The sequence below is a fragment of the Streptomyces sp. NPDC086077 genome (genome assembly GCF_040686175.1).
Taxonomy (GTDB): Bacteria; Actinomycetota; Actinomycetes; order Streptomycetales; family Streptomycetaceae; genus Streptomyces.
The window spans coordinates 1-20,148 of record NZ_JBFBJT010000030.1; the positions used below are offsets into that span (position 1 = coordinate 1).

General features: G+C 68.8%; 18 protein-coding genes and 1 pseudogene. 6 read left to right on the top strand and 13 right to left on the bottom strand.

From position 1 onward, the window contains the following. Window positions 1-105: 105 nt before the first annotated feature. Window positions 106-528, bottom strand: a complete 423-nt coding sequence (locus AB0O67_RS11750) for a peptidoglycan-binding protein (RefSeq protein WP_365448780.1) — start codon at window positions 526-528, stop codon at window positions 106-108. Here AB0O67_RS11750 and AB0O67_RS11755 point away from each other — a divergent pair. Beyond that, the gene (locus AB0O67_RS11755) at window positions 521-859 is read left to right on the top strand and encodes a hypothetical protein (protein ID WP_365448782.1); all 339 of its coding nucleotides are present in this window, start codon (window positions 521-523) and stop codon (window positions 857-859) included. The two genes, AB0O67_RS11750 and AB0O67_RS11755, sit on opposite strands and share 8 nt — an antisense overlap. A gap of 83 nt (window positions 860-942) precedes the next feature. Here AB0O67_RS11755 and AB0O67_RS11760 read toward each other — a convergent pair whose 3' ends face one another. After that, entirely contained in the window at window positions 943-1,353 is a 411-nt protein-coding gene (locus tag AB0O67_RS11760; protein ID WP_365448786.1) for a peptidoglycan-binding domain-containing protein, read from the bottom strand. Window positions 1,354-1,957: 604 nt separating this feature from the next. Here AB0O67_RS11760 and AB0O67_RS11765 point away from each other — a divergent pair. Continuing rightward, the gene (locus AB0O67_RS11765) at window positions 1,958-2,926 is read left to right on the top strand and encodes a helix-turn-helix domain-containing protein (protein WP_365448788.1); all 969 of its coding nucleotides are present in this window, start codon (window positions 1,958-1,960) and stop codon (window positions 2,924-2,926) included. Between the two features lie 472 nt (window positions 2,927-3,398). Here AB0O67_RS11765 and AB0O67_RS11770 read toward each other — a convergent pair whose 3' ends face one another. The 4 genes from AB0O67_RS11770 to AB0O67_RS11785 form a co-directional block, all read right to left on the bottom strand. Further along, window positions 3,399-4,025, bottom strand: a complete 627-nt coding sequence (locus AB0O67_RS11770) for a nitroreductase family protein (protein WP_365448868.1) — start codon at window positions 4,023-4,025, stop codon at window positions 3,399-3,401. Window positions 4,026-5,115: 1,090 nt separating this feature from the next. Next, window positions 5,116-5,484: a hypothetical protein gene (locus tag AB0O67_RS11775; protein WP_365448790.1), complete on the bottom strand. Its 369-nt coding sequence runs from the start codon at window positions 5,482-5,484 to the stop codon at window positions 5,116-5,118. A gap of 239 nt (window positions 5,485-5,723) precedes the next feature. Further along, window positions 5,724-6,593 carry an AraC family transcriptional regulator gene (locus AB0O67_RS11780; RefSeq protein ID WP_365448792.1) on the bottom strand — a complete coding sequence of 290 codons (870 nt, stop codon included), beginning with the start codon at window positions 6,591-6,593 and terminating at the stop codon, window positions 5,724-5,726. 328 nt (window positions 6,594-6,921) lie between these two features. After that, entirely contained in the window at window positions 6,922-7,743 is an 822-nt protein-coding gene (locus AB0O67_RS11785) for a hypothetical protein (RefSeq protein WP_365448794.1), read from the bottom strand. A gap of 884 nt (window positions 7,744-8,627) precedes the next feature. Between AB0O67_RS11785 and AB0O67_RS11790 the strand changes: the two genes are divergently transcribed. The 3 genes from AB0O67_RS11790 to AB0O67_RS11800 all read left to right on the top strand — a co-directional run bounded on the left by AB0O67_RS11790 (window position 8,628) and on the right by AB0O67_RS11800 (window position 10,699). Further along, window positions 8,628-9,071 (top strand): hypothetical protein, encoded by a 444-nt coding sequence (locus AB0O67_RS11790; protein ID WP_365448796.1) that lies wholly within the window; start codon window positions 8,628-8,630, stop codon window positions 9,069-9,071. Window positions 9,072-9,112: 41 nt separating this feature from the next. Further along, window positions 9,113-9,778: an iron-containing redox enzyme family protein gene (locus tag AB0O67_RS11795; protein ID WP_365448798.1), complete on the top strand. Its 666-nt coding sequence runs from the start codon at window positions 9,113-9,115 to the stop codon at window positions 9,776-9,778. A 543-nt stretch (window positions 9,779-10,321) separates the two neighbouring features. After that, window positions 10,322-10,699, top strand: a complete 378-nt coding sequence (locus AB0O67_RS11800) for a TauD/TfdA family dioxygenase (protein WP_365448870.1) — start codon at window positions 10,322-10,324, stop codon at window positions 10,697-10,699. Window positions 10,700-10,732: 33 nt separating this feature from the next. Here AB0O67_RS11800 and AB0O67_RS11805 read toward each other — a convergent pair whose 3' ends face one another. The 3 genes from AB0O67_RS11805 to AB0O67_RS11815 form a co-directional block, all read right to left on the bottom strand. Beyond that, the gene (locus AB0O67_RS11805; RefSeq protein ID WP_365448800.1) at window positions 10,733-11,755 is read right to left on the bottom strand and encodes an NAD(P)-dependent oxidoreductase; all 1,023 of its coding nucleotides are present in this window, start codon (window positions 11,753-11,755) and stop codon (window positions 10,733-10,735) included. Between the two features lie 92 nt (window positions 11,756-11,847). Further along, window positions 11,848-12,777 carry a hypothetical protein gene (locus tag AB0O67_RS11810; protein WP_365448802.1) on the bottom strand — a complete coding sequence of 310 codons (930 nt, stop codon included), beginning with the start codon at window positions 12,775-12,777 and terminating at the stop codon, window positions 11,848-11,850. A gap of 13 nt (window positions 12,778-12,790) precedes the next feature. Further along, on the bottom strand, window positions 12,791-13,747 hold the full coding sequence (locus AB0O67_RS11815) for an FAD-dependent oxidoreductase (RefSeq protein WP_365448804.1): 957 nt from the start codon (window positions 13,745-13,747) through the stop codon (window positions 12,791-12,793). Window positions 13,748-13,897: 150 nt separating this feature from the next. Between AB0O67_RS11815 and AB0O67_RS11820 the strand changes: the two genes are divergently transcribed. Beyond that, window positions 13,898-16,315 carry a tetratricopeptide repeat protein gene (locus AB0O67_RS11820; protein WP_365448806.1) on the top strand — a complete coding sequence of 806 codons (2,418 nt, stop codon included), beginning with the start codon at window positions 13,898-13,900 and terminating at the stop codon, window positions 16,313-16,315. A gap of 217 nt (window positions 16,316-16,532) precedes the next feature. On the opposite strand, the pseudogene AB0O67_RS11825 reads toward AB0O67_RS11820, so the two are convergent. From AB0O67_RS11825 to AB0O67_RS11840, 4 genes and pseudogenes are all read right to left on the bottom strand, one after another. Continuing rightward, window positions 16,533-16,619, bottom strand: a pseudogene (locus tag AB0O67_RS11825) (hypothetical protein); the annotation flags it as partial. A 65-nt stretch (window positions 16,620-16,684) separates the two neighbouring features. Beyond that, window positions 16,685-17,680 carry an SCO2521 family protein gene (locus tag AB0O67_RS11830; RefSeq protein ID WP_365448808.1) on the bottom strand — a complete coding sequence of 332 codons (996 nt, stop codon included), beginning with the start codon at window positions 17,678-17,680 and terminating at the stop codon, window positions 16,685-16,687. Further along, on the bottom strand, window positions 17,664-18,653 hold the full coding sequence (locus AB0O67_RS11835) for an SCO2522 family protein (RefSeq protein ID WP_365448810.1): 990 nt from the start codon (window positions 18,651-18,653) through the stop codon (window positions 17,664-17,666). Before AB0O67_RS11835 ends, AB0O67_RS11830 begins: the two co-directional genes overlap by 17 nt. Next, on the bottom strand, window positions 18,650-19,561 hold the full coding sequence (locus AB0O67_RS11840; protein ID WP_365448872.1) for an SCO2523 family variant P-loop protein: 912 nt from the start codon (window positions 19,559-19,561) through the stop codon (window positions 18,650-18,652). The genes AB0O67_RS11835 and AB0O67_RS11840 overlap by 4 nt, the downstream gene beginning before the upstream one ends. Between the last annotated feature and the right edge of the window lie 587 nt (window positions 19,562-20,148).

Below are 20,148 nucleotides of genomic sequence, written 5' to 3' on the forward strand. Positions count from 1 at the left end.
CTACGAACGCAAGGCCGAGCACTTCCTGGCCTTCACCGCCATCGCCTGCACCCTCATCTGCTACCGCAGACTCACCAAATGAGACGACGTCTAAGGCAGGTGCACTCAGAAGAACAGCTGGTAGTAGTAGGTGCCCGCGCGGGCGAAGGCCGCCTGCGTGCCTGCCCCTGCGATACCGTCGAGCGGGCCCGAGTAACCCCAGTCCTCCTTCAGCCATCTCTGCAGGGCCACGATCGTCCTCGGGCCCGGAACGCCGTCAAGGGCGCCGTCGTAACCGTGGAACCACTTGAGCATCTGTTGCATTGCTTTCCAGCTGTCGGGGCCGAGAGCCCCGTCAATGACCATGCTGCTGTCGAGGTCGTAGGCGATCAGCATCTCCTGCATGCCCTTGGCCTGGTTGGTGCTCAGGCCAAGGTTGACCACGGCGGTGGTCCCGTACGTTCCGGTGCTCGGCCCGGCGGCAAAGCTCGCGCTCGCGCCGGCAAGGCCCACTGCCGTGAGGCCGAGCGCCAGGGACGCCGTGATCAAGGACCTGGCAAATATTCCCGGTCGCATGAGATCTCCTTTTGTCGAGGTGATGGTGACCGCGTGGACGGGCTTCCCCCAACTGGGGCAAGGCTCGTGGTGCGGGTGTGTGACGCCCTTTACTCCGGCCTCACCGTTGGGCCTGAGGGGTCATCTCGGGTTCGGCTTTGCCATCCGTGCAGGGAACGTGTCCCGCAAGAACGGCGCCGAGCAGGCGGATCAGGGCGGGGCGGAAGATCCCGGTCCCATCGCTGCGACGGCGAATCCTTTTGTTCGACCGCACCTGCGGGTTGTTGCACCCGTGGCGCCTGCTACGGCATCGGACTCGATTTGATCGAACTCGGACTCATCCGGGTAGAGACGCTTTTGTGGTCCTGGGCCGCCAGCGCTACCCGCCTCGGCAGAACGAGACTGCCGTCACAGGTCCCGCCGAATGTCGCCGTGGCGCTGGCAGGTGACCTTGCCGGTGGCGTCGCTGTACATCGGCCACTTCATGAAGGTGCGGGTCGCGGGACCGTACTCGCCGTCGACCGTCACACCCGCCAGGGTCTGCGCCCGTCTCAGCGCGGCCTCGGTCTTGTCACCGAAGGCGCCGTCCACGGTGAGGCCCGCCGAGTAGCACCTGTTCAACGCCCGCTGCAACACCTCGACACCACTCAACGGGTAGGCGAGGGTGCCATCACCGTTCGTCAGGTAGCAATGGATGCCGATACTGAACCCGACCTCCGCCGGCAGCATCACTTTCAGGTCGCTGTTCCCGATCCGCTCGTGCAGCCAACGCCCCTGACAGTGCACGTAATTGCCGTGCGCCGAGGCGGCTGGCGCCATGCTGACGGCGCCCCCGAGCAGGCCAGCGAGCAAGAGCCCGGTGGCGAGAAGGCCGGTTGGGCGTGTTCGTACGCGAGATCTCACATTTCCCTCTATTCGAGTAGCTCTACCTGAAGAGACTGACGGTCAGGCCGTCCGCCTGCGCAAAGGCTCACCCGGCCACCGGCAGGGCCCTTGGTGCTATGCGTCACGTCTGGGTCGGGTTCCTGCACTGCGAAGGGCACGACGGCCGACCGCTACTTCCGCGCAGCTGCCGCTTCATGCCCTTTGCGTCTTCGGACCGAGGACGCCATCGATGGCGGTCCCCGAGAAGCCCGGCATGTGACCTTCCTTCCTCTGGCCTCGCCCATCGACCTTAGGGTCCTCGCGGGCTTCGAACTTTGTCATCCGTGCAAGGAACCTTGTCAGTAGTGCACCGCCTCGACGAGGTGGCGCCGCAACAGGCGAGGCCCCTGCGGGTGCCAGTCGAAGCCGTTGCACAGCGAGAGACAGGCGCGCCAGACTGATGTCGGGAAACCGTCCGTGGTGAGGGGTGACTTGTGGGGGAACGGGCCAAGGTACGGTCAGGCCGGCTCTGTGACCGTTGCAGACAAAGGTCTGCCTCATGAGCCCAGTTCTGGATACCGCGTTCATAGCGCCGCGGGACCGGGAGGAAGTGGTCCGGAACGCGGTGTGGAAATCCATGGTGGCGGTCGACATCGACCACGGCCCGCCGGCTGAGGACATATCCGTTCGCATCGGGCTAGGCACCGTGGGGCCCATAAGGGTCTGTTCGGCGTGGGCGACCGCGGTCACCCTCCGCCGGACGGAGCGGCTCGCCCGGGAGGACGAAGAGCCGGCCGTCACTCTCGGAGTTCAGATGACGGGCAGCAGCTTGGTGGTGCAGAACGGTCGCGAGTGCCTGCTGAGGCCGGGGGAGTTCGCCGTCTACGAATCGATCGCTCCCTACACACATCTCTTCGACGAGGGAGTCGACTACCGCTTCATCCGTTTCCCCCGCGCGACACTCGCGCTCCCTGACCGGATGTTACGAGACATCACCGCGGTGCCCCTGGGATCGGACAACCCCGTTGCGCGCCTCGCCTTCACCTACTTCTCCCAATTGGCTGTCACCGACGAACTGCACCAGGGCGTGCACGCCGACGCCGCGGTGCAACCCAGCATCGAACTCCTCCGTGCCGTCCTGATGTCCCAGCACGGCAACGACAGTCTGGCCAAGGAGCCGCTTGAGGCGACACTCAGTCTGCGAATCACTCAATACATCCAGGCGCACCTGGCTGATCCCGATCTGTCGGCGGCACGGATCGCCGCCGCACACAGCATCTCCGTACGTCACCTCTACGCGGTGCTGTCCCGCTCGGGCATCAGCCTCGGAGACTGGATCCGCACACGCCGCCTGGCCGAATGCAGACGAGAACTGGCCGGCCCGAACAGCCGACTGCGGACCATCGCAGCCACAGGACGAAAATGGGGCTTCGTGGACGCGACCCACTTCAGCAAAATCTTCAAACAGGCCTACGGAATCTCACCACGGGCCTGGCGCGACCAGAACCAACCCCGCTCCCCCGCCTGATTATCTCCAAGCGGCCGCGCCTCGCATGACCGACCCTGGGACGCCTGGTCCGGAGCCGTGACCAGGCGACCAGCGCCAGTCCTCCGGCCTAGGTGAACCCGTGGTCGTGGCGCGGCTGTTCGCCTACTGACGCCCTCACCTGGTGTCGCCAGCCGGATCAGCGTTCCAGACGCTGAGGGACTGACCAGCGGCGCCGCACCGATCCGAACCAACTCGCCCTCGGATAGGCGCTGTGCGGGGGCCGGCAAGGGAATCGGGAGACCGATCCGGTGTCGGATCGGGGTCGCGTAGTTGAGGTACGGGCTGTCGGTCTCGGGGCTGAAGCCCCCAACGACCGCCGATCTCCACTACGACAGGGCGGCGGCGGAGGTTGGCGACGGCAAAGCCGCGGACCTGAATGTCCATGGTGGGTTGCGGCGAGGGACGCGACGCCGCGGTGGCCGATGCTCGGCACAGTCTGTCGGCGCCCCCCTCAGACGGTCGACGTTGCGCGCCTCGTCGGCACGTGGCGTGGCCGTGACTGCAGCGGGGGCGGATCCGAAGATGTCCGCCCCCACTTCGGTCGGATCAGAGCCAGTCGCTCGCGCAGGTTTCGTGCCGCGCTCCGTCGGAACCGGCCGGGTTGAGGGACCAGTCGATCGCCGGCTGCCCATCGAGACGATCGCGCAACGAACCAGTCCACCTCGCCCACTGCCCCGAGCCGATCCAGCAGCACGCGGTGCACCTTCGCAGCCACCTTCACGGGCCTGTCGGGGTCGTCGCGCTCGACCCCCAGCGCCTCGTACCGCTGGGTGGCCACCGCGTGGAAGCGGTCCAGATACGGCTGGGCAAGACCCGGCGGGTACATCGGGTTCTCCCGCTCGTCACCCGGGTTCCCCGCCAGCGCCCTGGCCGTCGCGCGCTTCTTCAGCTCGGTCAGGGGCTCTCCTGCCACGACATACACATGCCACGGTTGGAGGTTCCCGCTCGACGGCGTCCGCGCGGCCGCAGCCAGCACTCGTTCGAGCGCCTCTCTGGACACCGGCTCACCGCTGAACGCCCGTACCGCTCGACGGCTGTCCACAGATTGGTACACGTCTACGTCTTCGCGTCCTCTCAGCCACGGCCCTTCCACCGTATTCAAGGCGGCACCGAGCTTCACCAGCCGCGCATGCGCCCTGACAACCGGTCCGGTCGCTGGCACGACGGCAGGGGCGAGAGGCCACGCAAGATCCGAGCCAACCGGCCCACTCCCCCTGGATTCCTGGCTGGCTCCGAGGTCGCGGCGCGTCGTCACGAGTTCGAGTGTGCGCGGACTCGAATCCTGCGTGGCCACCCGAGTACCGCGCCTGCCGCTGTCTGGAGGGCCCCTGCGAGACGGGATGGTCGCAGTATCGACTGATATCCGGCCTGTGTTCAGCGGTAGTCGTCGGGATGGTCCTGCATCCAGACGTTGATCCGGTCACGGACGCCGACCAGTTCTGTGCGGTGGGTCTCCAGGTTCTCCGTGGAGGTGTCACCGTCAAGTGTCATGCGGAGGTCCGAGATCCAAGCAAGGGGCTCAGGGAAGTGGTCCGGCCCCTTGGGGTCCGCTTTCATCGCCGCGTCGAGGCCGACCAGTTCTTCGTGGACCCTGCCCAGGAAGTATGCGCAATCTCCCGACCCTGTTGTGCAGGTGTCGTTGAGTGTTGCCTGAAGGCCGGCGAAGGCGTCGCGAACCAATTCCGGACCCGGCGACGCGGCAGGGTCCGAGTCGGGGGCGGCCTCCTGTGCCCCGGCGACCGCCGGTGTCGGGGCTGCGGACGAGGAAGGGGACATGTCTTGCCTCCCGGCGTCCCCTGAGGCGTTTTCGGCACCCGTGGAACAAGACACCAGACAGGACGCGAGCACCGTGGTGACGAACGCCGTTCGCCAGGCATGCCGAAGCTGCATAGGGTCCCCCTCGTAGTGATCAAGGCGACTTTACTACGCGGCCCCGTATCCGACTCGGCCGCGAGCAGGCCGGGGCCGAGTCATGAGGGCAAGCGGTCCAGGCAACCGCGTGGCGCGAATCGCCGTGGGCTCAGCCCTCACACCGACGCCGCCACTCGATTGCCCCACCCCAGGCGGAACGGTCAACGACCGCCGGCCCGCGAATCGTTCGCAAGCAACCCGGGGTTCCGCGGAGCCCCCGCACCATTGGGCAGGCCACCGGGCCAAGGCCGTACGCGTCACTTCCTGCGGACGGACGCGAGCGCCATGCTCGCGAGCAGCACGAACACTACGAGCGAGGCGAAGAACAGAACCTCTATCCAACCAGCGTTCGCACCGGTGAGCGTGCCGTCCGCGGACGCGCATACCACCTCCGGTGGAAAGCTCTGCCGACGCAGGTCGTCACAAGCGTTCGGTAGGTCGTCATTCACGACGTACGCGTTCACCCAGCAAAGGGCCCAGCTGAGGAGGAAGACGCACAGCGACGCCACAGAGACGCCCCACAACGCGGTCGGGCGGACTGCCTCTGAGCTCGTCGTAGATGGCGTCATGACCGAGAGGGTACCGACCCTTCTTTGCGCTGCGACCGATGAGTGGGCGTCGTCCACGGCGTCCAAGTGGAGCGCGCCACTGTACGAACGGCCTGGACCCCATGGGGGCTGCTCGGCTTTCGTCGTGAAGCCGTCCACCCAGCGGCCAGCAGACCGCAGAGGCGGCCGAATACGACGCTCAGTCACGTCGCACGCGCAGACCTGCTGACCTGGGCGACAACAGGCCTGCCGACGTGGCGACTACCGTGCTTCGACGCAACAGGAGACGTGACTGAACGTTCGATGGTGCGTCATCGTCACGCCGGTTCGACGGGCAGCCACAGCTCACAGGTCGCGGTGCTGAAGTCGTCCGCGCGCTCGAGGGTGGCGACGATCGAGGGACCGGGTCGCAGCCGCCACGGGTTGGAGGGGAACCAGTCGGTCGCGGTCGCCGCCCAGGTCGTTTGCAAGGCCTGCGGATGCGGTCCGCTCGTACGGAAGACGGCCCAGGTCCCGTCCGGCACCTCGATGGCGTCGAGGCCGTCCGGGGCCGGCGTGTCCCAGCCCAGGGCGACTCCGTGCAGGTACGTCAGTTCGCTGCCTTCCGTACCGTCGGGGTCGACCTCGTCGCAGACCTGCAGCAGGCCTGCCGGTTCGGTGTCGCCGAGGGCCTTCAGCCGTAGGTGTTCCTCCTGCGGAAGGGCAGCGATGTGCTGCTGGATGTACGGGTTGACGCCCTGGTGGATGAGCGGGACGCGGGTGGCGTGTCCGATCAGCCGGAACGCAGGCCGGTTGACGAGGCGGGTGTCCATGGGGGTGCTCCCTTCGACGGTCAGGCGGAACCTGAGCTGCGGTTGTGTGCGCAAGGGGCCTCCATGGCGGCGTACGTCACCGGGGCCGGCACCGTGGACCGCCCGGAACGCGCGTCCGAACGCCTCACTCGAGCCGTATCCGTGCCGGACGGCGATGCTCAGCAGATCCCCCTCGCCCCGGACGACGTCGGCGGCGGCAACGGTCATGCGCCGCCGCCGGACGTACTCCGAGAGCGGCATACCGGCCAACGACGAGAACATCCGGCGCAGGTGGTACTCGGTCGTGCCGAGCGCCCCCGCCAACCCCTGGACATCGGGCTCCTCCGCGAGGTGCTCCTCTACCAGATCGACAAGCTGGTTCAGTCCCGAGATCACGAGGCCTCCTTTCGTCTCCAACCCTGGCAGCACGCATCCCGGCCGCACCCGACCGATGCGAACCGATCCGATCATGCACCGTACTGACAGCACGTGCTTTCAGGGACGTTCCGCAGGGCGCCCAGGTGGGAGGCGGTCACCGGGCGCGGACGAGGGGTCACAGCGGCTGGCACATGCTCTCGGGCCGACCCCCGCACGTCGGTAGGCGTGCGTGCCGGTGCGGACGGCGAAGTTGCTGGCCGTTCCGGACGTCGAACAGGGGGCGGACACCCACGCCGCCCCCTCCCATGCGGTCCGCCCCCTGCTCCTCGGCCAGGCCGCACCCAGGTCAGATCAGCACGCCGGTCAGCGGGTCGTACCGCAGCACCTTCGCGTAGCTCTCGCGGGGATCCTGCAGGCCCAGGACCCGCACGGTCGTCACACCGATCCGCTGATGGTCGTCGGTCGTGACGCGCAGCCAGGGCTTTCCGTCCCGCAGGAGCGTGACCTGCTCGATCAGGGAGCCGCCGCTGCCCGCCGCGATGGCGTAGACAGGGCCCTCGGGCGCGGCGATGTCGATACCGCCGTCCTCGCGAATGGTCATGGTGGCGACGAGATTGCCACGGCCGTCGTTGTCGTCGCCGTCGAAGTCGTGGATTCGGGCGGGTTCGCCCACGTAGTGCTTCAATCGGCCGAGACCGGTGACGTCCATGCCGTTGTAGAAGTTGCGGGCATCGCTGTCGAGCCAGAAGTGCGTGTTGTGGGTGGGGGCGTTGAAGTCCGACCCGGAGTTGTACGAGATGTGCCAGTGGGGCGGGTTGTCCGCGTGCAGGGTGTTGTTGGTCTCGAAACCCGCGACGAACCAGCGGTGGCCCTTGGCTGCGGCCGCCGCCTTGAGTCCGGAAGCGACCAGGATCGTGTGGGCGGCGACGAGCTGGTGGATCTGGGACTTGACCTCGTTCGCCGGCCAGGGCACGTCCCGCCAGGGCCCGGCAACCCGGTCCGGGTCGTTGTGGTCGATCTTGTAGTACATGCCTGCCGAGATGTCGGGGTGGCTCCAGATCTGCAGCGTGGGTTCATTGGCGCCGATCGTCGGCTGACTCACGGGTAGCGTGAAGGTGATCCGGTAGGGGTCCGTGGGGTCACGCTTCACCGCGAGCCTGGTGTCCATGTGGACGACGCGGCCTTCACGAAGACCCCAGGCCAGCGGACGGAGACTTCGACGCCGGCCGCGTTCTTCGGTCCCGTGGCGAAGCCGTAGAACTCGGCCCGGCTCCCCGGACAGAGCGGTGTACCCGGCGGGCAGCGTGACCTCGGGATACCCCGGCTCTCCTGCTCGCGCTCGGACGATACGGAAGGCCGCATACGCGGTCTCCGCCGCGGACGCGGCCTCATCGGCCAGGGCGGGACGGGGAAGCGTCAGGGCGAGGCCGGCGGCGGACGCGCCCGTGACCAGTGTGCGACGACTCAACAGGGACATAGGGAGGCGAGCCCTTCTCGGTGGGGCGAGCAACGGCGGAGAGACACGAGTGATCATCCGGCCACAGCGCAGCGGCGGGCCGTCTGGGACGTGAAGGGGAGCGGAAGAGCGGGCAGCCGAGACACGCCGGCGGTGCGAGTTGCAGGCGTGTCATCTCTACCTCGCCCGGAGCGCTTGCGGATACACCCCCTCGTGGCGCACCCGCCGCGGCCAACCGAATCGCCTTCAGTGTCCGCGGCTACGGCCGAGCCGCCCGGATGGCAAGCCTTGATCCGCAACCAAACGGCCTCTGTCGGAACGGAGGGTGGGCACCCCGGAGAGCCCGCCCTGCGCCGTCCGGGGCGTCGCGACGTCCTTTCCGTGGAATGGTCGCGATGACAACCGCCGTCGTGCCTGCCTCCACCACCACGTTTCTGCCGTACATACCGGCTCTCCCTCGATCGGTAACGTCTGAGATCATTTACAGCAAACCGCCTGGTTAGGCACCAATTCCGCACTTACCTCACATGAGGCATCACCCGACCGGTAATGTGTCCAGTCCTGGTCGGGCAGCACGCGCCAAGGGCGGTGGGGGCATGGATCTGGTGTCGGCGACATTGCTCGCGGAACTGGCAGGGGGCGCCGCCGGTGCGCTCGGCCACCAAGCGTGGGTGGGGCTCAGCTCGCTGGTACGCCGCCCGTTCGGGCATGGCCACGACGCATCCCCGCCGGCTCCGGCTGTCAGCACCGGAGAGGTCGAGCTGATCCGGCTTCAGGAGGAGCCCGGGGATACGGCCCGTGCACAGGCGTTGAGCACCGCGTTGGCGACGCGCGCCGCGGTCGATCCGGAGTTCTCCGCCGTCCTGCAACAGTGGCATGAACACGCAAAAGTCATTCGAACGAGCGACGGTGACGTCGACAACACAGTCAGCGGCGGCACCCAGTACGGGCACGTGGTGCAAGGGCGGGACTTCTCCGGTTTGACCTTCGGGACCCCCGCTCCGCCCCCACCACCCGCCCCCGGGGCGGAGACGCCGTAGACGTAAGGCCGAGCCGATTGGGTACTGCGGAGGTGGTCGCTATGCGCGCAACGTCGCAATATCTGCGGAGCTTCGTGGATCAACACCGGGTGCTTCGCCACCCGTTCCTCGCATTGGTGGCCTCCGACAGGGCCGATTCCGAGCATCTCGTCGCCTGGGGGCTTCAGGAACGGCACGTGTCGTACGCCTTTCCCCGGTCCATCGGCCTTTTGATCTCGTACGCCGATGACTTCAGCATGAGGACGGTGCTCGCCGAAAACCTTTGGGAGGAGTTCGGTGAGGGAGATCCCGATCAGGCCCATGCCGTGCTGCTCGACAAGCTACTCGAGTCGATGGGAGTCGACAGAGGCCACCTCGACTGCCCTCCGACCGAGGGGACGCTCGCCTTCCTCCATACGCAGCGCGAACTCACGACGTCGAGCGCCTGGCGAGGCGTGGGCGCCTTCTGTTACGCGAATGAATATCTGTCGCTCGCCGAATTCCGCCCGCTGGAAGACGCCGTCCGGTCTCGTTTTCCGGCGGCCGACCTCTCGTACTTCACCGAGAACATGAAAGCCGACACACGGCACACCGAACTCCTCGAGTCGCTGATCGACGCCGCGGCGGAAGTTCCCTCGCACAGAGCGGACATCGAGTACGGCGTCAGCGCGGCGCTCGAAGCGCGCTGCCGGTTCTACGACTCCCTGGTGCCATCGGAATCCGAGTGACGGTCCACGGATGCTGGGCGTTCCATCCATATAACGTGCGGACAATGGCATGAGACGTTCAACGAACTGGCCGTGGCGTTGCCCTCGGTGCCGCGTCAGAATGTCGCGGCGTTCGTCCGCGCCGCAGCCAAGCTGGCCGGCATGCTGCCGGCCCGCTTCTGGAGCGCTTGAAAGCGCTGGGAACGGGACGAGACGGCCATGGCCATCTGCACGTGACGGATCTTCCGCGCCCGGTCGGCGCGCTGCCGAGTACGCCTGCCAGCAGGACCGCCCCGGTCGACCGCCCGCTGCTTGCCATGGAAGGCTGGCTCCCGGCGATGGCACGGCGATGGGCATGCCCACGGCTTACCGCGAGTTGAACTCGGGGGGTCCCCGCACTCGGAAATGCTTCTTTATCACCGGTGGCGGCCGGAATTCCTTGCTGCTCGCGGGCTCGCGCGCGGACCATGACGGCGTTGCCGGGACGACCGTGGCGGCCGCTCGGGCCACACTGCCGTTGCTCGGGGCCGCTGAGCCGGAGATCCTGTGCGGGCGCCGTATGACATGCGGTACGGACCTGGCCTTCCGCCCTGCGGACAGATCGAGCCTGCAGACGCGCGTGCTGGTGCTCGACGATGTTTCCGCCGATCCTCGGCTCGCCTGCGACCGCGAGTTACTGGAGCCTCGGAACCCGTCGGCTCGTCAAGCCTCCAGGCGCTCCCCGAGGCGCGGGACGAGGTCACCGACACGGTGCGGATGCGTCCCGGTGACCTTCTGATCCTGGACAACGCACGCGTCGTCCACGGCCACACGGCGTTCACGCCGCGCTGGGACGGCCGCGCCCGGCGGCTGCACAGGACGTACGCCAGGTCCCTGCCGCATGGTCCAGGCCGCGCGGAGGCCGCCTTCCCCTACCAGCCCCAGCAGTTTGCCCCCTGCTGAGTGCTCAGCTCCGCCCGCCTGGGCTCTCGGGCATCATCCGCGGCCGCGCGCGATTTTCCGCCGCTCGCGGAAGTCGGGGTTGGTGACGTCGGGAGAACCGGTCCCTGACAACACGTCGCACACTGCGCGGGCTGCGCGCAGGCCGGCGCGCAGCCCCGCGTCCCGAGTGAGGAAGCCCATCTGGGGGACGGACAAAAAGCGTTCCGGGCCGAGTGCCGCGAGCGCGGCCCAGGCGTCGCCTGATCCGAACCCATCGACTGCGGCCCGGAGGTTGCTGTGCTCAATCGCCCAGGCGAGTGCCACCGGATCAACGAGATCATGATGACCCGTGTTCACCAACAGGGCGCCGTCCTTGCAGATCGCCAGCTCCCGTCTGCCGAGCATCGGCGGTTCGTCGGCAGTGGGCCCCGGGCGGTGCAGGCTGATCACGTCGGACTGGGAAAGGAGGCTGTCGAGGTCGGTGTACGCGATGCCCGTGGCAGACTCGAGGGCCAGGTTGCGCCGCGGGCACGTGTACAGCACTCTCATGCCCAGTGCCTGGGCGATCGTGGCGACGCGTGCCCCGATCCGGCCTGCTCCGACGATCCCCAGGGTACGACCGCCCAGTTCGCGGCCTTCGGGAGGCGACACCCTGGAGATCGGGCCGCCTGGGGATTGCGAGGGTCTCACAATGACGTCGGTGAACGGACGGGCAAGCGTGAGCGCGAGCAGAACGGTGAACTCCGCGACCGAGGCCGCGTTCTCTCCCGGTGTGTTCGCCAAAGCCACCCCCCAGTCGTACGCCGTGCGCCAACCGGGCACGTAGCTGCGGAAGTCGGTGCCGACGAACGCGACGACTTCCAAGGCCACGGCTCGTTCGAAGTGGGCGGGCTCCGGCTCCTCGTATCCGCCGATGAGGTAGCCGGAGACGCCCTCGAGCGCCGCATGCAGGTCGTCCGTGCCCACGTGGTCGTCGGCGACCTCCCGTAGTGCAAACCCGCGGTCGGTGATCAGGCGGCGAGCCTGTGACGGCACCACGGCCGTTCCTGTCACCAGGACGATGGGTTGCTCTTTCATGTGCCCTCCTGTGGCATGCGGCCCGCGGCCGCCGTTGTCGCATCAGCCGGGAGCGAGGCGAAGCGCTGGCTTTCGGGCACGTAGTCGCATCCTCACCGCAGATCGAAGACGATGAGGGACAGCGGTCCGCGCCAGGTGAACTGTCCGCAGAAGATGAACCGTGCGTTGTGTACCCGTCCTGGCAGCGCCGCCGCGGTCCTTTCCAGGGTCTCCTCCGTCGCGTTGTGTCCGTCGTCGTCGGGCTCATGCTCGATGACCACCGTCGCGCGCCGCATCACGGCGGCCGCCTGACGCAGCATGGCCACGGTGGTTCCGGCGAAGCCCGAATCCTCCGGGGTCGTGCTCCGCCCGTGGTCGCCCCCGACGGAGGCCAGGACACCCCGTGCCGTTGCGGTCAGTCGCGGTGGGGCGCCCAGCAGCGGCGACCTTCGTCCGAACTGCGGCGAGGTGTACAGCACGGCGTCCTCCTGCGGAACCGGCAGGTCCCGCCAACTGGCCGGGACTGTCGCATCCGCGCACACCAACCGGCCGGTGGCAGCGGGGCGCCGGTGACACGCGAGATCACCCGTGATTTCCTGGTACCCGAGGGGGGTACCGCGCGAGGCCCGTAGCGCCAGTACGACGGCCAAGCAGGACGCGACGGCCACCTCGTCGGCACTGGCGCACGTGGGGAGCAACGCCAGCACCGAGAGCAGGCTCTCAAGGTCGCGGATCGGCGGCAGTCGCTGCAGTATCCGGGCATGGCCGACAGTGGCCCGGCTCTTCGCCAGACTGACGCAGGCGAGGACCGGATCGATCTCGATCCCGAAGAACGGCAGGTCCATCAGCCGGGCCGCCGTCGCGGAACTCCCCCCGCCGGCAAAGGGATCGACGACGGCGCTGCACGCCGGGCCCACCAGGTCGGCGACGATCTCCATCGTCGTACGGACGTTGGAGGCGCTCGCCGTCTGGAACCAGCGGTCGACGGGTTCTCGCGGGTCCGGATGGTAGCGCTCAGGGTTCAACGGCAGGTACAGGGACACGGCATTGCTCTCCTCAACCGATCAGGGACTGGACCTGCCGCGCGCATCCCCACGACAGCGTGACCCCCGAGCCTCCGTGACCGTAGTTGTGCACCACTGGAGCGCCGTGGTGCGTACCAAGCTCCAGCCGTACGCGCGGCCGCACCGGCCGCAGTCCGACCCGGAGTTCCCTCACCCTGGCGCGGCCAAGTGCAGGCAGGACGGCGGCACAGCGCGCCACGATCCGCTCGGCGGCGTGCGGGTCCGGCCGCAGGTCGCCCCTCCCGTGCCGGACCATCCCGCCCAGGACGACGTGGTCGGGATGTGCAATCCAATAGGTGGGATCCCGGCTCTCGGGGAAGTCGGAGAAGAACCCCTCTATGCCGGGATTCTCTGTGATCACCAACTGCCCCCAGCTCGGCGCCACTTCCCGGTCGCCCACCAGGTCCCTGGCCCCCAGACCGCTGCAGTTGACCACCACAGGAGCGATGTCCAGCGCCTGGTCCAGGTCGCGCAGCGGGCCGTCCAGCAGGCGGAGTGTGGCCCCGGCCGCAACCAGACGGCCCAGCAAGTAGTCGAGGTATACGGGCATGTCGAAGATCGGCGCCCGGTAGGTCCATCCCCAGCCGAACCCGGGCGGCAGTTCGGCCGATCCGCAGGTGGCGAATCCGCTCACAGAACGCAGCCAGTCGGGAGGCTCCGCCGGGTCGTGCGAGGCCTCGACCCCCTGGACGATGCGGACGCCGGACCGTGGATCGGCGGCGATCGCCGTCAGGTCCGGCAGGCTGTGCAGACTCCAGTCCAGCACCCGGGGATCGTCGAAGACGTACGGCCCCCACAGGGCCCCGGCAACCGCCGAGGTCGTACGCTGGGGCACACGGTCGGCGACGACGCTGACCGCCCGTCCCGCCTCCGACAGCACCAGTGCGGTGGTCAGTCCCACCACCCCGCACCCGACAACGACGACCTCAGGATCCGCTGAGACAGCCACCGCTCCAGACTAGGGATTCGCCCGAATCGCAGCCAGATGGCGATTGGTCAAATGGTGTGCTTGCGCCCGCTGATGGAGTTCAGCTGGTTGACTGGAAGGAGGACACCGGGTGGACGGTGGCCAGCTGCTTGCGACCGAGAGGCCGTGCCGATGGGGGGCACCGAGGGGCGGGACGAGCGCAGTCCCGACCGGTCCGGGACGACGCGCTCCGAGTTGTCCGGGAACGCCTGGGACGTGGTCCAGGCGCGCGACGTCACCGGCGGGATCCACTTCCATCACGGGGATCGCGCGCAGGGACCGAGCCCACGGCAACTCCCCGCAGACGTGAGGGGATTCGTCGGCAGGCAGGCGGCGCTCGACCGCCTCGACGACATCCTGGCTCGCGGCGCCGAGGGATCACAAACCGTCGTGATCTCGACGATCGCCGGCACCGCCGGCGTCGGCAAGACCTCCCTCGCGACGCATTGGGCGCACCGCGTCAAGGACCGATTCCCCGACGGCCAGCTCCACGTCAATCTCCGGGGCTACGACGCGGGACCGCCCGTCACCGCCGACCAGGCGCTTGAGCGCTTCCTGCGCGCACTGGGGGTCGCGCCGGGAGCGATCCCCGACGATCCCGAGGACAAGGCTGCGCTCTACCGGTCCCTGCTCGCCGGCCGGCGCATGCTCATCGTGCTGGACAACGCCGCGGCCGTACGCCAAGTGCGCCTACTGCTGCCCGGAACCGCTTCGTGCATGGTGCTGGTGACCAGCCGTGACCGGCTGTCCGGGCTGGTGGCCCGGGACGGCGCGCACCGGCTGGACCTCGACGTCCTCGCCGAGGACGAGGCCGTGGGGTTGTTGCGGGACAGCACCCAGGGGCACCGCGGCCCGGACCCCGAGCTGGAACTGACCCGGCTCGCCCGTCTGTGCGCGCGTCTTCCCCTGGCGCTGCGCATCGCGGCCGAGCGGGCGGCGGCCAGGCCACACATGCCGCTCAGCGAGCTGATCAGCGATCTGCAGGACGAGTCCTCCCTCTGGATAGCACTCTCGGCGGACGAGGAAGACGACAGCGACGCGGTGCACACCGTGTTCGCCTGGTCCTACCGGGCCTTGAGCGGCGAGACCGCCCGCATGTTCCGGCTGCTGGGTCTGCACCCCGGGCCGGACTTCTCGGTGCACGCCGCGGCAGCCCTCGCAGGAGTCTCCACCGTCACCGCGCGGCGGCTGCTCGACTCCCTGGCCGGCACGCATCTGATCTCCCCCTCCGCCTACGACCGGTTCCAGTTCCACGACCTGCTCAGGGCCTTCGCCTTCGAACAAGCGGTGAACGACGAGACGCCGGAAGGGCGCGAGGCCGCGGTGAGGCGGCTGTGCGAGTGGTACCTGGAGGCGATGGCGGCAGTTGCCGAGGTGCACGACGCCCAGTACGCCGACGACTGGCACGTGCATGCCGCGCGGGCCGATCTGCCGGGGCTTCCGGATGTCTCGGACTACGAACGGGCCATGGCCTGGTTCACCGTGGAGACCGACAACCTGGTGGCGGTCAGCAGGACTGCGGCCGAGGCCGGTCTCCACGAGGTGGCGTGGAAGCTGCCGGCCCTGTTGCGTACGCCTTTCCTGGACCGGCATCCCGTGCAAGGCTGGCTACCGATGGCCGACCAGGCGCTGTTGGCCGCCCGGCGGTCCGAGGACTTGCTCGGCCAGGCCGTCACCCTCCTCGGCATGAGCATCGCGCACCGGCAGGCGCACCGCGTCCAGGAGGCCATCGAGCACAGCCGCGCCGCGCTGGCCGCAGCCCGTCAGGTCGACGACGCGTGGCAGACGATCGCCGCGCTGGTGATGCTGGGGCACGCGCTGCGGCTGGGGCGCCGACTCGACGAAGCTCTCCAGTCGTACCAGGAGGCGCTGGACATCGCCCGACGGCTGCAGCTGCGGCTGTGGATCGTGTGGGGGCTCATCGGGCGGGCCGAGGCGCTGCTCGACGCGGGTGCCCACGACGAGGCCCGCGAGTGCGTTGCGGCCACACTCCGGGAGCTGCACGAGGGCGAGAGCCCCGGAGCCCGCTCTGAATGCCTGTGGGTCGAAGCGACGATCGACCGGGAAACGGGCCTCCTGGCCGAAGCAGACCGGCACATCGGGCAGGCCCTGCACATGGCGTACGAGACCCGTAACGTCATCTACCAAGGCCAGTGCGAGATCGAACTGGGGCGGGTCTGCCTGGCTGCAGGCCGACCCGAGGACGGACTGGCCGCGCTTCAGCGAGCCGCTTCGATCGGCCGGCTCCTGGGTGACCAGGCGATGGAGGGAACGGCGCTCGACATGACCGGGCTGGCCTACCAGGCGCTGGACCGGCCACAGGAAGCCGTCCAGTTCCACCGCTTCGCCGTGACACAGTTCCGGGATCTCGGCGACGGTTGGGGGGTCGCGGGCGCACTTGAGAACCTGGCGGCTGCCCTGGATCGGACCGACGATCCGTCCGCCGCCGCGTCGCACCGGCGTGAGGCGGTCGGAATACTGCAGGGCTACGCCGACGCCCGGGCGAGGGCCTTGTGCTCAGCTGTGGCGGCCCGGCTGTCTGCCGGGTGACGGCACGCGCCAGCCAACTGGTCCGGCGGGATACCTCAATGACCATCACCAGGCGGTCCGGGCTCGCCCGAGGTGGTCGCGGCGACGCTCGGCGAGGCAGAAGCCCGCCGCCAGGTGCAGCCGCAGGGCAGGGTGGTTGTCCGGCGCCACGCTCAGCCGTGCCGAGTTGCCTGTCGTCCGCGAGGCCCAGCACTGCGTCGAGCAGGCGGCGCCCGTGCCCCTGCTGCCGATGGGTGCGATCGACCGCCAGTTCGAGAAGCCAGCACCGGCCGTTGCCGTCACCGGCCAGGAGTACGTAGCACAGAGCGCCCCGGTGTCAGAAATGGTGCGCTTCGGCACCCGACAGCGGGCCCGCCCTGCGTCGGGCGGTCAGGGCTGCGGGTGGGCGATGGTCTGCAGGTGGGTGATGGTCTGCAGGGCCAGTTGATCCCTGATCCTTTGCACCAGGCTTTGCCACTGCCGGGTGAATCCAGGTTGGCGCTCCAACGCCTCCCACAGCGGGCGGAGAGGCTGGTCCACGCGCGCTCCCGGCATCCACAGGTGCATCAGGTGGTCGACGGCAGGGCGCAGCATTGTCAGCGCCTCCCGCCCGTCCCTCGAGCCGAGTCGGCTGCGCTCGACCAACCTGGCCAGGGTCGTGAGTAGCCAGTCGTGCAGGGCGAAGTCATGGCAGAGCTCCGCTGCGGCGGCGGCTGAGATGCCCGTCGGCAGCCGTATCTTCGCCGTCCGCAATCCGTTCCCCGCGAGGGTGAACTGCTCCACTGCGGGGCCCTCGCCGTCGGCCGCCCGTAACGCAATCCAACGGAGGCGGGTGACCCGGGACCTGAAAGGCGGTTGCTTGTCGAGTGCCCGGTCCCGCAGCACCCGGGTGAGCGTACGGTCGGCGATCGCTCCCAGGTCGAGGTCACCGGGGCGGCGGCCGTCGCCGAGACAGCCGTCGGCGACATCCTGCTCGGGAAGCATGCCAAGCGGTTCTACGACGCCGGGGCGGGCCATGTAGTGGCCCCAACGGCGGCGCCGGCCGGCGCCCTCGGCGGTGACCGTGCAGTGGGCGCCGACTTGGAGCAGGCGACCCTCGGTGAGCGTGGCGCGGGTGGTGACGGTGCCGACTGCGCGGATCTTGGCGCCGCACGCGGAGGGCAGCTGGCAGTCCACGCCGGTCGGCACGTCGGGCGAGCGAACGTACAGGTTGGGTCGCTCGGAGAGCCGGACGCGCTCGTCTGCTCGTAGCCGCAAGAGGTCGGCGGCAGCGCGCCCGAGCAGTGTCTGGCTGTGCCGCAGCAGGCAGGTGTGCACTTCGCCGAAGATCAGCGCCGGCTCCGGCCTCTGCTGGGTGCCCTCACCGGTGTCAGCCGGCCCGACCATGTATGGGCTCCTCGTAGAAGACGTAGGAGATGCGGTCGGGGATTTCCTCGGCTACCGCAAGGCCCTCACCGATGGCGCGTTCGGAGACTTGGGCGAGAGCGTGTGACGGGATGTCCACCTGGTCGAGAACGACCCGGACCGCATGTTCGACCGGTAGAAGGCGGGACGGCAGGACGGAGCAGGTGCGGTAGGCGGAGAAGGGCGCGGCGGAGGGGTTGAGACACATCACGGGCGGCAGCTCGTCCCAGTCGTCCGGGAAGTCCCCGCCGGCTGTCAACGGCACGGGCTGGAGAACGGGTTCGCCGAAGTGCCGCAGCAAGCCGAGCCTGGCCAGCTGCCACACGGCCGCCAGGAACGAGCACGACCAGACGCGCCGGCCGCCGGGCTCGTGCCAGAGCTCAGCGTCGAGGAAGACCGAGTGCCGCCGGGCGGTGGTCTCGGCCGGCGGCTGCCAGTCGGCGGCGTCGGCCATCGCCGCCAGGATCTGCGTGCCTGGCGTGCGGCGGCCGTTGGAGAGCCAGCCGGTCTGGCCGACCGGGGGCCGGGAGCCGTCACTGCCTGGGGGCGGTGATTCCACGAGGCGTGCCGCGACCCCTTCGGCGACGGGGACGCCGTCGGCTGCGGCGCAGCCGGACTCGCGGACCAGATAGTCGATGACGAGGCCGGCCCGTTCGGCCTCGGCCAGCAGGACGGGAAGAACCGCGGCGGGGGTGGCGCAGGGGGTGCAGTATTCGTCCACCAGATAGCAGGTGCTCACTCGGGCCCTGCGCGCGTCGGCGGCGGCGACCGTGCGCGCCGTGTCGGCCCACGGCCGGACACGGGCGAAGTGCTCGCGCAGCCGTTCCGGACCGGCCTCGAAGTCCTCCATGGAGAGGTGGCCGAGTTCCAGTGACACATGGGCGAGCGGTACAGCCTGGGTGCGTGGCTCGGCGGTCCTCTCCCGGAAGACGGCGCCGGTTGCGGCTTCGGTCATGGCATCTCCCAGGCGTCGGTGAGCTTCCCGGCCAGGTCCTGGAACGCCTTCAGCGTCTGCGGTCCGGCGACCTGGCTGCCGAGCACGTCCTCGTCGGTGATGAGCTGTTCGCGCCACTGCAGCACGGGATCGAGCGGTACGGAGCCGAGCATCGCTCTGCGACCGACGCCCCGGTCGGCGGCGAGCTGGGGGAGTTCCCGGTCGCACATGTGCATCCACGCGGACTGGGCGGGCGGCGCCAGGGACCACGGCAGCGTCTCGGGATCCGGCACGGCGGCCCGTACGAAACGTATGTTGCCGCGCAGTTCCTCGGCGTCGTGGCCACGGGCGAGGCCGCCACTGAGGATGCCGCGTGGGCCGAAGGCGAACTCGGAGGCGGCGATCACATGCTGTCGGGTCCAGCGGTGATGGACCAGCCACCGGGCGCCGACGCCGTGCATCTCGGGTCGCGCGGTGGCCTGGAGTGCCAAGTCGACGGCATAGCTACGGCCGGAGCTGAGGTCGACCAGCACCACGTCGAACTCACTGTGGAGCCGCAGGAAAAGGTCGGTGCAGCGGATCAACGAGTCGTTGCCGACGGCGAACTCGCCGCCGCCGCGGTCGCCGGGGAGCAGCACCAGATCGCCGGAAGCGGCAGGCCGTTGGCGCAGTGCCCGGCTCTCGGAGTGCGTCCAGACGTCGATCCGGACCGGCTCGTGCACCTGGCCCTGGAGGTAGGAGTGGAGGCCGCCCTGGTTGACGCCGCTCATGGCCCATGGCACGTCGAACACCGCGGCGGCAGAGGGCGAGCCGAAGTCGAAGTCCAGGTAGCAGACGTCGTCACCGGCCAGGGCGCGGTGGAATGCGATGTTGGCGCTGGTGACTGAGCGGCCGGTGCCGCCTTTGTCGGAAGCAGCGAAGACGAACACCATTCACTCTCCCCTGGGGGCAGCGCGTCCTGCCCCGCGTCAGGCTGTCGAGCGCGGCAAGGACATTCCGGATGAGAGCCGTCGGGCTGCGGGCTGCCGGTCGAGAACCTCGGATGCCTGGTCAGTTTGCGCCTCGACCGACGTCAGCGCGGGACTGCGGGAGTCCTGGCGCGAGGTGGGTTCGAGGAATTGCTTGCCGAGCCGGTGGGTCGCCACGCTGAGCGGCGAGAGGGGGCCTGCCGGCCCCTTTGGTGCTGTGGATCGACTGCCGGCAGTAGAGCCGGCGGCCAGCTGCCCTGCATTTGACGACGCGTTCGGTAGCGCTCCAGAAGGCGCACTGGGTTCCGTCAAGGACGATGCCTTCGCCAGGATCTCCGGCCGACCGGCGATATTCTTCAGCGGGGACTGCACGTCGCGCTCTACGGGGCTGGGTCGTCCAGCCGGATGGCGGCGATCTTCGCGACTGGACATGTAAGACACAACAGCCGCTCGGCGTCGGCGACACGGCTGAAATCTCCCCTTTCACACCCGCCCCTTTCACCACTCCCTGACGAATGGCGTGACACGGCCTGCCATGTATCAAGCCG